This window comes from Bacillus sp. JH7 (assembly GCF_001563515.1).
Taxonomy (GTDB): Bacteria; Bacillota; Bacilli; order Bacillales; family Bacillaceae_G; genus Bacillus_A; species Bacillus_A cereus.
This window is the reverse complement of sequence record NZ_LPUS01000003.1, coordinates 1-15,816: the sequence shown is the minus strand read 5'-3', so window position 1 is coordinate 15,816 and position 15,816 is coordinate 1. Positions and strand designations below refer to the sequence as shown.

The following is a 15,816-nucleotide window of genomic DNA, read 5'->3' as shown; positions in this document are numbered from 1 at the left end:
CTCATAACCCGAAGGTCGCAGGTTCAAATCCTGTCCCCGCAACCAAATGGTCCCGTGGTGTAGTGGTTAACATGCCTGCCTGTCACGCAGGAGATCGCCGGTTCGACCCCGGTCGGGACCGCCATTTCATATAAAGAAAAGAACGAAACAAGTTGTTTCGTATTTTTTTATTTGTTTTAACAAAAAACTAATAAAGACAGTCAAACTATCCTTAGGACAACTCCTAAGGACTTTTTTATATATTCAAAACCTGTATAATAAAGAGCAGAGAACATTGTGAGTAAAGTAGGTGAAGTCTGTGAGTAAATATGAAGTAACAACAAAATCTTCTGAGGAAACACAAAGGTTATCAGAAAAACTAGGTGAGCTCGTAGAGGCACAAGATGTAATTATTTTAGAAGGAGATCTTGGAGCTGGTAAGACGACTTTTACAAAGGGACTAGCAAAAGGTCTTGGAGTGAAAAGAGTTGTAAATAGTCCTACCTTTAATATCATTAAAGAATATAAAGGTAGGTTACCGCTATATCATATGGACGTGTATCGCTTAGCAGAAAGTGAAGAGGACTTAGGCTTTGATGAATATTTCTACGGTGAAGGAATTACGGTAGTAGAATGGGCTCATTTAATAGAGGCATATTTACCAAATGAAAAGTTACAAATTAGTTTATTCCATGCTGGAGATGACACAAGAAAAATTATACTCGAGCCAATTGGAGATCGCTATATTAGATTATGTGAGGAGCTATTACAAGATGAAAGTACTAGCAATTGATACTTCAAATTACGTAATGGGTGTATCCCTTATTGAGGAAGGAAACGTAATTGGGGAAATCATTACAAATTTAACAAAAAACCATTCTGTACGTCTTATGCCAGCTGTAGAGAAACTGTTAAAAGAGTGTGGCGTAAAACCGAAGGAATTAACTAAAATCGTTGTAGCTGCTGGACCTGGATCCTATACAGGTGTTCGCATAGGCGTGACAGCGGCGAAAACATTAGCTTGGTCACTTCAAATACCAATTGTAGGTGTATCAAGTTTAGAGGTAGTAGCTGCAAACGGTGCTAACTTTAACGGGTTAATTTGTCCTTTATTTGATGGAAGACGTGGGCAAATTTATACTGGGTTATATACATATGAAGGAGAGCAGTTAACTTCAATAGAAGAAGACCGAATTATTCTTATTGTGGACTGGTTGCAAATGTTAAAAGATAAAGGACAGCCTGTTTTATTTATCGGTAACGATGTTAAATTGCATAAAGAAACAATTATAGAACATTTAGGTGATCAAGCTGTATTCGCTCCATTTACTAAAAATAACCCAAGACCAAGTGAGCTAGCATTCTTAGGATTACAAAAAGAAGAACAAGATGTGCATACGTTTGTTCCAAGCTATCTTCGTTTAGCTGAAGCTGAAACAAAGTGGTTAGAAAGTCAAAACAAGTAGGAGCTTGCAGAAGATGGATATGATATTTAGAAAGATGGAGCTTGATGATATTGCTCAAATTGTAGCTATTGAAGAAGCGTCTTTTTCAACTCCTTGGACTGCAGATGCCTTTCACCGTGAATTAACGATGAATGAACATGCACATTATATTGTGTTAGAAAAAGATGGTCGTGTAGTCGGGTATTGTGGATTGTGGATAATTATTGATGAATCACATATAACAAATATAGCTATTTTGCCAGAATACCGAGGTCAAAAGTTAGGAGATGCCCTATTGAAAGCAGTTATTTCTGAAGCGAAAGAACTAGGGGTAAAAACAATGACACTTGAAGTACGTGTATCAAATGAAGTAGCAAAGCAGTTATACAGAAAATACGGATTTCAAAATGGTGGGATTCGTAAACGATACTATGCAGACAATCAGGAAGATGGTCTCGTAATGTGGGTGAATATATAATGGAAAAAAATACGATTATACTTGGTATTGAAACAAGTTGTGATGAAACAGCAGTAGCAGTTGTTAAAAATGGAACGGAAATTATTGCGAATGTCGTTGCATCACAAATTGAAAGTCATAAACGTTTTGGCGGCGTTGTACCAGAGATTGCATCCCGTCATCATGTAGAAGAAATTACAGTTGTGTTAGAAGAAGCTTTAAAGGAAGCAAACATCACATTTGATGATATTGATGCAATTGCTGTAACAGAAGGTCCTGGTTTAGTAGGAGCACTTCTAATTGGAGTAAATGCAGCGAAGGCAGTAGCGTTTGCACATGATATTCCGTTAGTCGGTGTTCATCATATTGCTGGTCATATTTATGCGAACCGTTTAGTAAAAGAAGTTCAATTCCCGTTATTATCACTTGTTGTATCTGGTGGGCATACAGAACTTGTTTATATGAAAGAACATGGTTCATTCGAAGTAATTGGTGAAACACGAGACGATGCAGCTGGAGAAGCATATGATAAAGTAGCTCGTACGTTATCTATGCCATATCCAGGTGGTCCTCATATTGATCGCCTTGCACATGAAGGAGAACCGACAATTGATTTGCCTCGTGCATGGCTAGAACCGGATTCATATGATTTTAGCTTTAGTGGATTGAAATCAGCAGTTATCAACACTGTGCATAACGCAAAACAGCGCGGTATAGAAATTGCGCCAGAAGATTTAGCGGCAAGTTTCCAAGAAAGTGTAATAGATGTACTTGTAACGAAAGCAGCTCGTGCAGCAGAAGCTTATAATGTAAAGCAATTACTTCTTGCTGGTGGAGTAGCTGCTAATAAAGGACTTCGTGCGCGATTAGAAGAGGAATTTGCACAAAAAGAAAACATTGAATTAATTATTCCGCCGCTATCTTTATGCACAGATAATGCAGCGATGATTGCAGCGGCAGGGACAATTGCTTATGAACAAGGTAAGCGTGCAACATTAGCCTTAAATGCAAATCCAGGATTAGATATTGAAGCATAGTTATGCACATAATTAACCACAGGTTGTGGATAAAACCCATATTGTCTGTTGATAATGTGGGTTTTATTGTGTATATAAAATGTTGATAACTTTTTTGTTGATTGTGGATAATGTGGAAAAGTTATTTTAAGGTTTATTTTATAAAGGTGGATATGTGTATAAACTTGTGGATAAATAGGATGATGTCAGACCTTTAAATTTGTTCTTTTTCGGGAAATAAAAAGTAAGAAGATATCTCCGAAAAACATTTTGAAACATCCCCCTATTATAGAAGATGCTAATATTGTCAATTTTTGTCGTTAAATCGATATTTTGTGTCGAATTGTTAATATATATAGGGTTACAATAGATATATTTGAAAAATCGTTGGTATATTCTAAGTTACGATTGATATACTCAAAAATTGTTTCTGTATTAAAAGAAAAAAAGATGTCGCATAGTCAAAAATCCTGACTTATGAGACATCTTCCTTATTTAAATATGCTTATACATGCAGCTCTTCCCATTCTGCCATACAAGTTTCAAGTTGTTCTTGTAGCGTTTGCTTTTTAGTTGTAATTTCACTAGCTTTTTCATAATCTGCATATATTTCTGGTAAGCAAAGTTGATCTTCTAGCGTAGCAATTTCTTCTTCTAATTCTAATATACTTTGTTCTAGCTCTTCAATTTTTCTAGTGCGTTGACGCTCTAGTTTTTTACGCTCTTTTTCTTCTAAATAATTTAATTTCTCTTGTGCAACCACTTTTTGAACAGGAATGTCACTTTCTTGCTGTTCAAGTTCTGCACGTTCAATCATTTCATTTTTCTTTTCAACGTAGTAATCGTAATCCCCTAAATATTCCTGTGCACCTTCTGTTGATAACTCAACCACAGTCGTTGTTACACGGTTAATAAAGTAGCGGTCATGTGAGACGAATAGAAGAGTCCCTGGGTAATCAATTAAAGCATTCTCCAAAATCTCTTTACTATTTAAATCAAGGTGGTTCGTAGGCTCATCTAGAATTAACAAATTCGACTTTTGCATCATAAGTTTTGCAAGAGCTAATCGAGCTTTTTGTCCACCACTAAGAGAAGATACTGGTTTCAGTACATCATCTCCTGTGAATAAAAAATTCCCGAGTATAGTACGGATTTCTTTTTCAGGTTGCAGTGGATATTCATCCCATAATTCATTTAAAACCCGTTTAGAAGATGTTAAGTTTGCTTGTTCTTGATCATAATAACCAACAGATACATTTGATCCGAAAGAAACATCACCATTTAATAGTGGTAACTTATTCACAATAGACTTTAACAATGTGGATTTCCCAATTCCGTTTGGACCAACTAAAGCAACACTATCTCCGCGAGTTAAGCGCATAGTTACATGTTCAATTATAGGGTTCTCATCATAGCCGATGGTTGCATCATTTACTTGTAAAACATCATTTCCACTTTGCTTTTCAATATCGAAGTGGAATGATGCTGACTTAGAATCCCCTAATGGTCTCGTTAATAATTCCATTCTGTCTAGTTGTTTACGACGACTTTGAGCACGTTTCGTTGTAGAAGCGCGAGCTATATTCTTTTGAACGAAGTCCTCAAGTTTTGCGATTTCATCTTGTTGTTTTTCGTAACGTTTCATTTCTTGCTCATATAATGCTGATTTTAAGTCTAAATATTTACTGTAGTTACCAACAAATCGTCTGCTTTCTTTATTCGAAATTTCATATACTTGTGTAACGAGTTTGTCTAAGAAATAACGGTCATGTGAAACGATTAATATTGCGCCAGGATAACCTTGTAAATATTGCTCAAGCCACGTTAATGTTTCGATGTCTAAATGGTTTGTAGGCTCGTCCAAAATAAGTAAGTCTGGTTTTGTTAATAATAATTTCCCGAGAGCTAATCTTGTTTTTTGCCCGCCGCTTAAAGTAGAGATCGTCGTCTGGTGCGTTTCAACTGGGAAGCCAAGGCCGCTTAAAATGGAGCGAATATCCGCTTCATATTGATATCCACCTTGATCTTTATAATTGAGTTGCAATTGGTCATAATCAGCTAACAATCTTTCATATGTAGCTTCGTTTGAAAAGTTTTCTTCTTTTCCCATTTCTTGCTCAAGCCTTCGAAGTTTTGTCTCCATTTGCTGTAAGTGAGTAAAGACGGTTAGCATTTCATCCCAAATTGTTAAAGACGTTTCTAGTCCAGTATTTTGAGCTAAATATCCGATTGAGACATCTTTCGGTTTTATAATTTCGCCACCATCATGAGATAATTCACCAGCGATAATTTTTAATAATGTAGATTTGCCTGCTCCATTCCTTCCAACTAATGCGATACGATCTTTTGTTTGTACTTCCAATTTTATGTTTGCAAGAATCGTTTCTGCACCGTATAATTTCGAAAGCGCGTTTACTTGTAATAAAATCAATGTTTTCACCTCAAATAATTTCTTAACTTTGCCATGTTTATATTTCTCAATCATACTAAAAATAGTGTATAGTTTAAAATAAAGAGAGAATACTTCTTCTCTTTATTATACAAGGAATTTAATGAGTGCTAAACTTCTGTATTTGATTAAAGTATATGAATAAAGATAGGAAGAGAGGAGAGGTCATATGGATCAGCAAAAGATTCCACAAGCCACTGCTAAAAGATTGCCTCTATACTATCGATTTATCCAAAACTTATCTCTTTCTGGTAAGCAGCGTGTTTCATCGGCCGAATTGAGTGAGGCAGTAAAAGTAGATTCCGCAACAATACGAAGAGATTTTTCGTATTTTGGAGCGTTAGGGAAAAAGGGATATGGATATAACGTAAATTATTTATTATCATTTTTCCGCGAAACACTTGATCAAGATGATATAACACGTGTAGCACTTATTGGAGTAGGTAATTTAGGGACCGCTTTCTTACATTATAATTTCACGAAAAACAATAATACAAAAATTGAAATGGCATTTGATGTTAGTGAAGAGAAAGTTGGAACAGAAATCGGGGGCATTCCTGTATATCATTTAGATGAATTAGAAGAGAGATTATCAAATGATATACAAGTGGCAATATTAACAGTACCGGCTACAGTAGCACAAGCTGTAGCAGATAGATTAGCTGAAACGAGCGTGCATGGTATTTTGAATTTCACACCAGCGCGATTAAACGTATCAGAGAATATTAGAATTCATCATATTGACTTAGCTGTAGAGTTACAAACATTAGTTTACTTTTTGAAAAACTATCCACAATAAAACGCAGAGGAAGCGACCTCTGCGTTTTATTATTGTTTCTTCTTTGTGAATTTAATTAATATAAGGCGAAGTGCCAAATTAAAATCAATTGTTGCCATAACTGCAAATAGTATTGTCCACATATTCCAGATTGTATCTGTCACGTTCGTAATGGCGAAGCGTGTAAAGATACATCCAAGAAGGAAGTATAGTGCAGCCATGAACAATGGTGAGTTTCTCATACAAAAAATCCTCCGATAAAGCCTTGCATTTTTTCAGCTTCTTTAATCATTTCTTGAATTTGTTCATTGCTCATAAAAATTTGCCCAATAGCGACCAATGTATTCATCGCAACATGAGCTGCAATCGGAACGATAATCCGTTTCGTCTTCACATATAAGAAGGCGAATACGAGCCCCATAGCAGTGTATACCAATAAATGAGTAAAATCAAAATGAATTGCTGCAAATACAAGCGAACTAATGATAGCTGCGATAAAGAAGTTAAACTTCTTATAAAGCGTGCCGAATAGAATTTTTCTAAATACGATTTCTTCTAAGATAGGTCCAATTATAGATACAACAATAAGGAACCAAGGTATCGTTCTTGCGATGTCCATCAGTCTGTCTGTATTCTCAGATCCACGTGGAACCCCAAATACATACATTTCAATCATACCTGCAATGGATTGTGAGATGATTGCTAAGAAGAACCCGATGAAAATCCATCCAATAGTAGCTGGGACAGAAGAGCGCATTGGATCTAAATGCCTGTCACGAATATCTGTTCTAAGTAACCAAAGTACGATACATAATGCAACAAAGAAGCTAATAATTGCCCAGTGTCCCGTTATGATTTGTCCTTTTTCCTCAATGGTAAATCCTCTATTATCGTAGAGTCCTGTTTTTAGGAGAAGTGGTAATCCAACAACGCCGGATAACTGCATTAAAATGTATGTAACGATAATCCACCAGTATTGTTTCTTCAAATGGTTTAACCATCCTTTCTAACTATAGTGTATGAGATAAGTTAGGATAACATGTAAATATGCTACCTACGATATAAACCTCACTTGAATTATGTTTTTTTCGTAAATCCTTATTTGAAATTATAATAGAAGACAGGAGAAAGTTGTGTGTGTAGCGAAAACAACTTAGGGTGTCCTTTCATATTGTAACATACGAGCAGTGGAAACAACGATTCATATAGTAAAGGCAGTATTCTATATAGAAAGTTTATATAGTGATTTGCGAAAAAATTATGATTTTTTTACTTGCAAAAGAAATTGAGATTATTTATTATTATAAGTGTGTTAGCACTCGGGTGACTTGAGTGCTAATAAAAGAAATTTACATAACAAAATGAGGAGGTTATTGTTCATGCTAAAGCCATTAGGTGATCGCGTTGTAATTGAGCTTGTTCAAGCAGAAGAAAAAACAGCAAGTGGTATCGTATTACCAGATACTGCAAAAGAAAAACCACAAGAGGGTAAAGTTGTTGCAGTAGGTACTGGTCGAGTGCTTGAGAATGGTGAGCGTGTTGCTTTAGAGGTAGCAGCAGGTGATCTTATCATCTTCTCAAAATATGCAGGTACTGAAGTGAAATATGAAGGTACAGACTACTTGATTTTACGTGAAAGTGACATTTTAGCAGTTATCGGTTAATTATATAAATCTTAAAAAATCCAAGGGGGTCAATTATTATGGCAAAAGATATTAAATTTAGTGAAGAAGCACGTCGTTCGATGCTTCGCGGTGTCGACACTCTTGCAAATGCAGTAAAAGTAACGCTTGGACCAAAAGGTCGTAACGTTGTACTTGAGAAAAAATTTGGTTCACCACTTATTACAAATGATGGTGTAACAATCGCAAAAGAAATCGAATTAGAAGATGCATTCGAAAACATGGGTGCGAAATTAGTAGCAGAAGTTGCTAGCAAAACAAATGACGTAGCTGGTGACGGAACAACAACTGCAACTGTATTAGCGCAAGCTATGATTCGTGAAGGTCTTAAAAACGTAACAGCTGGTGCGAACCCAATGGGTCTTCGTAAAGGTATCGAAAAAGCTGTTACTGCTGCAATTGAAGAATTAAAAACGATTTCTAAACCAATCGAAGGTAAATCTTCTATCGCACAAGTAGCTGCTATTTCTGCTGCTGACGAAGAAGTAGGTCAATTAATCGCTGAAGCAATGGAGCGCGTTGGTAACGACGGCGTTATTACTTTAGAAGAATCTAAAGGCTTCACAACAGAATTAGACGTAGTAGAAGGTATGCAATTTGATCGTGGATATGCATCTCCTTACATGATTACTGATTCTGACAAAATGGAAGCAGTTCTTGATAACCCATACATCTTAATCACTGATAAAAAGATTTCTAACATTCAAGAAATCTTACCAGTATTAGAGCAAGTGGTACAACAAGGTAAACCACTTCTTATCATTGCTGAAGATGTAGAAGGCGAAGCGTTAGCTACATTAGTAGTGAACAAACTTCGTGGTACATTCAATGTAGTAGCTGTTAAAGCTCCTGGATTTGGTGACCGTCGTAAAGCAATGCTAGAAGATATCGCGATCTTAACTGGTGGCGAAGTAATCACTGAAGAATTAGGCCGTGACTTAAAATCTGCTACAGTTGAATCTTTAGGACGCGCTGGTAAAGTTGTTGTAACGAAAGAAAACACAACTGTAGTTGAAGGTGTAGGAAGCACAGAACAAATCGAAGCTCGCATCGGTCAAATCCGTGCGCAATTAGAAGAAACAACTTCTGAATTCGATCGTGAAAAATTACAAGAGCGTCTTGCAAAACTTGCAGGTGGCGTAGCGGTAATTAAAGTAGGTGCAGCAACTGAAACTGAGTTGAAAGAACGCAAACTTCGCATTGAAGATGCACTTAACTCAACTCGTGCAGCAGTAGAAGAAGGTATCGTTGCAGGTGGTGGTACTTCACTTATGAACGTATACACGAAAGTAGCTTCTATCGTAGCTGAAGGCGACGAAGCAACAGGTATCAACATCGTACTTCGCGCACTAGAAGAGCCAGTTCGTCAAATCGCAATCAACGCTGGTCTAGAAGGATCTGTAGTTGTAGAGCGTCTAAAAGGCGAAAAAGTAGGCGTTGGTTTCAACGCAGCTACTGGCGAATGGGTTAACATGCTTGAGTCTGGTATCGTAGATCCAGCTAAAGTAACTCGTTCTGCACTTCAAAACGCAGCATCTGTTGCAGCTATGTTCTTAACAACTGAAGCTGTAGTAGCTGACAAGCCAGAACCAAATGCACCAGCAATGCCTGACATGGGCGGCATGGGCATGGGCGGTATGGGCGGAATGATGTAATTCCGTTTGTCCTAAAAAACATCCATTTCTATATAGAAATGGATGTTTTTTTATGTTTTTTAGAAAAGGAAATGAATTTCTGTAGAATTTTGTCGCTTTCTCTCTTGACCATATTGATACTTCATTGTTAGAATCTAGGAAGATAATATAAAACGATCCTTCATATATCCTCAATGATATGGTTTGAGAGTCTCTACCGGGTTACCGTAAACAACCTGACTATGAAGGCAGTGTGTCTTATATTTATAAAGAGCGGAGACTATCTTTCTTTATAAAGCCAGACCCCTGCCTTTTCTTTGTTATGAGACTAGAGGCGGAGGACTGGCTTTTTTTATTATATTGGTAATGCTTTTCGCCAAATTGGTGAAAATATTTATATACGAGAACTAACGTTGGGGTGATTATTTTGAAGAAACAACACGATACAATTATCGTTTTAGATTTTGGAAGTCAATACAATCAGTTAATAGCACGTCGAATTCGTGAGTTCGGTGTATACAGTGAACTTCATCCACATACAATTACTGCGGAAGAAATTAAAGCAATGAATCCAAAAGGGATTATTTTCTCTGGTGGACCAAATAGCGTATACGGTGAAGGTGCATTACATTGTGATGAAAAAATCTTTGAACTAGGTTTACCAATCTTCGGTATTTGTTACGGTATGCAGCTTATGACGCAACACTTCGGTGGTAAAGTAGAGCGTGCAAATCACCGTGAGTACGGAAAAGCTGTTCTTAAAGTAGAGAACGAATCAAAATTATATGCGAACCTTCCAGAAGAGCAAGTTGTATGGATGAGCCATGGTGACTTAGTAACTGGTTTACCTGAAGGATTCGTAGTAGACGCAACAAGTGAGTCTTGTCCAATTGCTGGTATGAGCAATGAAGACAAAAACTTATACGGTGTACAATTCCACCCAGAAGTACGTCACTCTGAGCACGGTAACGATTTAATTAAAAACTTCGTATTCGGCGTATGTGGTTGTTCTGAAGGATGGAACATGGAGAACTTTATCGAAGTAGAATTAGAAAAGATTCGTGAAACTGTTGGAGACAAAAAAGTACTATGCGCACTTAGTGGCGGTGTAGACTCTTCTGTTGTAGCAGTATTAATTCATAAAGCAATCGGCGACCAATTAACATGTATTTTCGTTGATCACGGTTTACTTCGTAAAGGCGAAGCAGAAGGCGTTATGAAAACATTTAGCGAAGGCTTCCATATGAACGTTATTAAAGTAGATGCAAAAGATCGCTTCATGGACAAGTTAAAAGGTGTAGAAGATCCAGAACAAAAACGTAAAATCATCGGTAACGAATTCATTTACGTATTTGATGATGAAGCGTCAAAATTACAAGGTATGGACTTCTTAGCGCAAGGTACACTTTACACAGATATCGTTGAGAGTGGTACAGCAACTGCGCAAACAATTAAATCTCACCATAACGTTGGTGGACTTCCAGAAGACATGCAGTTCAAATTAATTGAGCCTTTAAACACGTTATTTAAAGACGAAGTACGTGTATTAGGATCTGAATTAGGAATTCCTGATGAAATCGTATGGCGTCAACCATTCCCAGGACCTGGTCTTGGTATTCGTGTATTAGGTGAAATCACAGAAGAGAAATTAGAAATCGTTCGTGAATCTGATGCGATTTTACGTGAAGAAATTATTAAAGCGGGCTTAGACCGCGAAATCTGGCAATACTTCACTGCACTTCCTGGTATGCGTAGCGTAGGTGTTATGGGTGACGAGCGTACTTACGATTACACAGTAGGTATCCGTGCAGTAACATCTATCGACGGTATGACAGCTGACTGGGCACGTATCCCTTGGGACGTATTAGAGAAAATCTCTGTACGTATCGTAAACGAAGTAAAACACGTTAACCGTATCGTGTATGATGTAACGAGTAAGCCACCAGCAACTATTGAGTGGGAATAGTATTTATAAAAAGGTCCATCTATTGCTTATGCATAGATGGATCTTTTTTATTTTGGCATTAATACGAACGAAACTATAAAAGTTTATGAAAATGTTCGTTTTTAAATTGACAAAACTACTTCGTCGAGTTAATATGATTATGTAATTCAAACGAAAAGTGAATATTATAGCCGTCGTATAATATCGGGGATATGGCCCGAAAGTTTCTACCTAGCTACCGTAAATGGCTTGACTACGAGGCGTTTGTATAAAGATGAGGGGAAACTTGTCTTTGTTTATAGAACGCTTCCATGTATATATGCAATGGAAGCCTTTTTTATTTCTCGGGATAAAAGAGGGCTAGGGTGAAATACGGCGAGTAATCATATAACGGGGGAAACATAGGATGAAACGCTATTTTCAGTTTGATGAGCTCGGTACGAATTATAAGACTGAGTTCATAGCAGGGTTAACGACATTTCTATCTATGGCTTACGTACTATTTGTCAATCCTGCTACGCTGTCGCTTGGAAATGTTAAAGGGTTACCAGCAGGTACAGGGATGGATCCAGGTGCAGTATTCGTTGCTACGGCATTAGCGGCAGCGATCGGTTCGTTAATTATGGGTATTTTCGCGAAGTATCCAATTGCTTTAGCGCCAGGTATGGGAATTAACGCGTTCTTTGCTTATACAGCAGTGTTAACGATGGGTATTCCGTGGCAAACGGCCATTGCCGGAACATTAATGTCAGGTATTATCTTTATTATTCTTACTGCTTCAGGTATTCGTGAAAAAATCATTAATGCAATTCCATCGGAGTTAAAGTTTGCAGTAGCAGCAGGTATTGGATTATTCATTGCTTTCCTTGGATTCCAAAATGCCGGAATTATCGTGAAAAACGATGCGGTTCTTGTTGGGTTGGGGGACTTAACAAAGGGCACAACGTTACTAGCAATCTTCGGGGTTGTTACTACGATCATCTTCATGATTAAGAAAGTTAATGGTGCAGTATTCTACGGTATGATTCTTACAGCGATCTTAGGAGTTGCAACAGGATTAATTGATACTCCGAAAGCTGTGGTGGGAGCAATACCGAGTCTAGAACCAACGTTCGGCGTGGCGTTAACGCACTTCGGAGATATTTTCACAGTTCAAATGGGGATTGTTATTATAACGTTCTTCTTTATCGATTTCTTTGATACAGCAGGTACGCTTGTAGCGGTTGCGAATCAAGCAGGATTAATGAAGAACAATAAATTACCACGTGCAGGAAAAGCGTTATTTGCAGATGCGATTGCAACTGTAATTGGTGCGATCTTGGGTACATCAACAACAACGTCTTACATTGAATCGTCTGCAGGGGTAGCAGCGGGAGGACGTTCTGGATTTACAGCAGTTGTAACAGCAGGATTCTTCTTACTGGCACTATTCTTCTCGCCATTATTAAGTGTTGTAACGCCAGCTGTAACGGCACCGGCTTTAATTATTGTAGGAATCTTGATGGTTTCTTCCTTAGGGGAAATTGATTGGAAAAAATTCGAGATTGCAGTACCAGCATTCTTTACAATTATCTCTATGCCACTTACGTATAGTATCGCAACTGGGATTGCCATTGGATTTATCTTCTATCCAATTACAATGGTTGTGAGTGGTCGTCGTAAAGAGGTTCATCCGATTATGTATGTTATGGGAGTTTTATTCGTACTATATTTCATTTATGTTCGTAAATAAAAGGGGTTTTTTAAAGGTCTAGACTTAAGGGGAGTCTAGACCTTTTTTGCGTCTTCAGAAAATCTTAAGGATTTCCGAGCGTTTTTCTTCAGAAGTTTTCCTATAATAGAAGTTAGGGATTAAAAAAGTGATGGGGGAGATATTGTGGCACACGAAACAATACTTGTCGTAGATGATGAAAAAGAAATTCGGAATTTAATTACAATCTATTTAAAGAATGAAGGATATAAAGTATTACAAGCAGGAGACGGAGAAGAAGGATTACGTCTATTGGAAGAAAATGAAGTACATCTAGTCGTATTAGATATTATGATGCCGAAAGTGGATGGTATTCATATGTGTATGAAGGTAAGGGAAGCGAAAGAAATGCCTATTATTATGCTTTCTGCGAAAACGCAAGATATGGATAAGATTTTAGGGTTAACAACGGGTGCAGATGATTATGTAACGAAACCATTTAATCCGTTAGAGTTAATCGCAAGAATTAAATCTCAGTTACGCCGTTATATGAAAATGAATGGTTTCGCTATACAAAATGAGGACGAGCTAGAAATTGGAGAGATGAAAATAAACATCTCGACCCATAAAGTTATTGTGGACGGAGAAGAAGTGAAACTGACCCCAAGGGAATTTTCAATTCTAGAATTACTAGCTCGTAATCCGGGTATGGTCTTTAGCGCGGAACAAATTTATGAAAAGGTTTGGAACGAAAGATCTTTCCAGTCTGATAATACGGTAATGGTGCATATTCGAAAAGTACGTGAAAAGATTGAGGAGAATCCAAGGAAACCTAGATATATAAAAACAGTATGGGGAGTGGGGTATAAGATTGAAAAAGATATTTAATCCGTTTACTTATATAAGGAAAATAAGAGAATTAATTGAGAAATTAGTAAAGAGCGTACGAAAGAGTATAAGGATTCAATTGATTACTACTTTTGCTGCTTGTGCGTTATTAGGAGTTTTGTCAGCGAAGGGAGCTGCGCCATTTTTTGAGAATGCGAATCGTCAAGCAACTATCGATTATCGGGCTGGTATGGAACAAATTAATCACCAAGCTCAAGGAGCGGCAAATAGTTCGGTTCATGAAAATAAATTAGAAGCTATATCAAATATGATCGAAATGGAGAACCAAAATTTAGAGCAAGGGTCTAGAGCTTTAAAGATATTGGTTACTGATGAAAGTGGTAAAGTTTTATATAAAACAAAGCAAGCGCAAGAAGAGCAAATCGATTTGCATAATACGATTCGTAATGCAGCATCATTTGCGATTAATTATACAGATGGTAGAAATGTATTTGAAAGTACAAGAAAAGAGTTTATATCTTTTTCACCTATTACTATTGAAGGAAAGAATTTGTACATGTTTGTTAGCGGAATTCCAGAGGGAGAGGTAATGTATGATACGAAAGAAGGGCCATTCCCGTTTTTAATTGGTGTTCTTGTATTCATTTTCTCTTTCTTCTATATAACAAAGAGAAAGATGAAGCAGATTGAAGCAATGGCGCAAGGTGTAAAGGAAATAGAAAGAGGCAACTTAGCGTACCGCATTGAGAAAAAAGGTGAAGATGAGATTGCAGCTTTAACTGAGAATATTAATAATATGGCAGAAGAGCTTATGAATAATATAGAAAAGGAACGTAAATTAGAGAAGCAAAAGAATGAGCTTATTACGAATGTATCTCACGATTTACGCACACCGCTGACTTCTATTATGGGCTACTTACGATTACTTCGAGATTCTAAATATGAAAATAAAGAACAACACGATGAGTATACGAGAATTGCTTTTGCAAAGTCGGAGCAGTTAAAAAATTTAATAGAAGATTTATTTGAGTATACGAAGTTAACAAATGAACAAGTTGTATTAGAAAAACAGGAAGTTTGTATGAATGAGCTACTCGAGCAATTAATAGAAGAGTTAGTACCGCAGGCGGAAGAACATGGACTTACGTTTGTTAAGAAGTTTCCTGAGGAACGTGCTTATGCATCGATTGATTCGGAAAAGATGGTTCGTGTATTTGATAATTTACTAATGAATGCGATTAAGTATAGTAAAGATGATGGAGAGATAAAAGTTTCTCTTCAAAGGCAGCGTAGGGATATACAAATTGTAATTGCGAATCATAGTGAAGAGTTTACGAGAGAAGAGTTAGCGAATTTGTTTGAACGTTTCTATAAGAAGGATCAATCTAGAAGTAGAGTAACGGAAGGCTCGGGACTCGGTTTAGCGATTGCGAAAAGTATTGTTGAGTTACAAGGTGGTAGTATTCGAGCGGAATATAGGGAAGGTACTATTCAATTTATCGTTTCGTTACCAACTATAGAAAAATAATAAATGAATAGAATGATATGTGATAAAAAAGGCTTATTTTAAAAGAAATAAGCCTTTTTATATTTTTTATAAAAACATATTGACGATTAGAGCTTAGAGGTGTAATATAGAACAAGTCGCCGATGACAATAGCGTCGTAAGCGACAAACGAAATAAAAAACTTAGTTGACATTGAAAGATGAAAATGTTAACATAAGGAAGTCGCAAATGAGCGACCAAGTAGTTCTTTGAAAACTGAACGAAACAAACAACGTGAAACGTCAATTTTTATTTTAGATGCTAGACAAACTAACTTTATTGGAGAGTTTGATCCTGGCTCAGGATGAACGCTGGCGGCGTGCCTAATACATGCAAGTCGAGCGAA

The 15,816-nt window shown here is 37.0% G+C and carries 14 protein-coding genes, 1 tRNA gene, 1 rRNA gene and 2 riboswitches; of the genes, 13 read left to right on the top strand and 3 right to left on the bottom strand.

Features of this window, described 5'->3' with window-relative positions; all coding sequences use genetic code 11:
* Nucleotides 1-48: 48 nt before the first annotated feature.
* From AU379_RS17165 to tsaD, 5 genes are all read left to right on the top strand, one after another.
* A tRNA-Asp gene (locus AU379_RS17165) sits at nucleotides 49-124 on the top strand.
* A 174-nt stretch (nucleotides 125-298) separates the two neighbouring features.
* Complete coding sequence (gene tsaE, locus AU379_RS17160; RefSeq protein ID WP_000049642.1) at nucleotides 299-772, top strand: tRNA (adenosine(37)-N6)-threonylcarbamoyltransferase complex ATPase subunit type 1 TsaE; 474 nt, start codon at nucleotides 299-301, stop codon at nucleotides 770-772.
* On the top strand, nucleotides 753-1,445 hold the full coding sequence (gene tsaB / locus AU379_RS17155) for a tRNA (adenosine(37)-N6)-threonylcarbamoyltransferase complex dimerization subunit type 1 TsaB (RefSeq protein WP_000865753.1): 693 nt from the start codon (nucleotides 753-755) through the stop codon (nucleotides 1,443-1,445). Before tsaE ends, tsaB begins: the two co-directional genes overlap by 20 nt.
* Before the next feature lie 13 nt (nucleotides 1,446-1,458).
* Nucleotides 1,459-1,902: a ribosomal protein S18-alanine N-acetyltransferase gene (gene rimI, locus AU379_RS17150; RefSeq protein ID WP_000367190.1), complete on the top strand. Its 444-nt coding sequence runs from the start codon at nucleotides 1,459-1,461 to the stop codon at nucleotides 1,900-1,902.
* Nucleotides 1,902-2,918 carry a tRNA (adenosine(37)-N6)-threonylcarbamoyltransferase complex transferase subunit TsaD gene (gene tsaD, locus AU379_RS17145; RefSeq protein ID WP_000414585.1) on the top strand — a complete coding sequence of 339 codons (1,017 nt, stop codon included), beginning with the start codon at nucleotides 1,902-1,904 and terminating at the stop codon, nucleotides 2,916-2,918. Before rimI ends, tsaD begins: the two co-directional genes overlap by 1 nt.
* Before the next feature lie 484 nt (nucleotides 2,919-3,402).
* Here the strand turns inward: tsaD and AU379_RS17140 are convergent, their stop codons facing one another.
* A complete protein-coding gene (locus tag AU379_RS17140) occupies nucleotides 3,403-5,328 on the bottom strand; it encodes an ABC-F family ATP-binding cassette domain-containing protein (RefSeq protein WP_000602145.1) in 1,926 nt (641 codons plus the stop codon).
* A 187-nt stretch (nucleotides 5,329-5,515) separates the two neighbouring features.
* Between AU379_RS17140 and AU379_RS17135 the strand changes: the two genes are divergently transcribed.
* Nucleotides 5,516-6,145: a redox-sensing transcriptional repressor Rex gene (locus AU379_RS17135; protein ID WP_000372699.1), complete on the top strand. Its 630-nt coding sequence runs from the start codon at nucleotides 5,516-5,518 to the stop codon at nucleotides 6,143-6,145.
* A gap of 29 nt (nucleotides 6,146-6,174) precedes the next feature.
* On the opposite strand, the gene AU379_RS17130 is transcribed toward AU379_RS17135, so the two are convergent.
* Both AU379_RS17130 and AU379_RS17125 read right to left on the bottom strand, forming a co-directional pair.
* Nucleotides 6,175-6,366, bottom strand: a complete 192-nt coding sequence (locus AU379_RS17130; protein WP_001246200.1) for a YdiK family protein — start codon at nucleotides 6,364-6,366, stop codon at nucleotides 6,175-6,177.
* Nucleotides 6,363-7,112, bottom strand: a complete 750-nt coding sequence (locus AU379_RS17125) for a CPBP family intramembrane glutamic endopeptidase (protein ID WP_000745328.1) — start codon at nucleotides 7,110-7,112, stop codon at nucleotides 6,363-6,365. Before AU379_RS17125 ends, AU379_RS17130 begins: the two co-directional genes overlap by 4 nt.
* Before the next feature lie 391 nt (nucleotides 7,113-7,503).
* Here AU379_RS17125 and groES point away from each other — a divergent pair, with 391 nt between their 5' ends.
* From groES to AU379_RS17090, 7 genes are all read left to right on the top strand, one after another.
* Nucleotides 7,504-7,788 (top strand): co-chaperone GroES, encoded by a 285-nt coding sequence (groES, locus tag AU379_RS17120; protein ID WP_000917311.1) that lies wholly within the window; start codon nucleotides 7,504-7,506, stop codon nucleotides 7,786-7,788.
* Between the two features lie 38 nt (nucleotides 7,789-7,826).
* Nucleotides 7,827-9,461: a chaperonin GroEL gene (groL, locus tag AU379_RS17115; protein WP_001029993.1), complete on the top strand. Its 1,635-nt coding sequence runs from the start codon at nucleotides 7,827-7,829 to the stop codon at nucleotides 9,459-9,461.
* Between the two features lie 140 nt (nucleotides 9,462-9,601).
* Nucleotides 9,602-9,703, top strand: a riboswitch (purine riboswitch).
* Between the two features lie 161 nt (nucleotides 9,704-9,864).
* On the top strand, nucleotides 9,865-11,406 hold the full coding sequence (gene guaA, locus AU379_RS17110; protein ID WP_164514075.1) for a glutamine-hydrolyzing GMP synthase: 1,542 nt from the start codon (nucleotides 9,865-9,867) through the stop codon (nucleotides 11,404-11,406).
* Between the two features lie 152 nt (nucleotides 11,407-11,558).
* Nucleotides 11,559-11,661: riboswitch (purine riboswitch) on the top strand.
* A gap of 130 nt (nucleotides 11,662-11,791) precedes the next feature.
* A complete protein-coding gene (locus tag AU379_RS17105) occupies nucleotides 11,792-13,117 on the top strand; it encodes an NCS2 family permease (RefSeq protein ID WP_000833096.1) in 1,326 nt (441 codons plus the stop codon).
* 144 nt (nucleotides 13,118-13,261) lie between these two features.
* Nucleotides 13,262-13,963, top strand: coding sequence for a response regulator transcription factor (locus AU379_RS17100; protein WP_000929884.1), 702 nt, complete (start codon nucleotides 13,262-13,264; stop codon nucleotides 13,961-13,963).
* Nucleotides 13,947-15,452, top strand: coding sequence for an aminopeptidase AmpS (gene ampS, locus AU379_RS17095; RefSeq protein WP_000719212.1), 1,506 nt, complete (start codon nucleotides 13,947-13,949; stop codon nucleotides 15,450-15,452). Before AU379_RS17100 ends, ampS begins: the two co-directional genes overlap by 17 nt.
* 294 nt (nucleotides 15,453-15,746) lie before the next feature.
* Nucleotides 15,747-15,816 (top strand): 16S ribosomal RNA (locus AU379_RS17090); the annotation flags it as partial.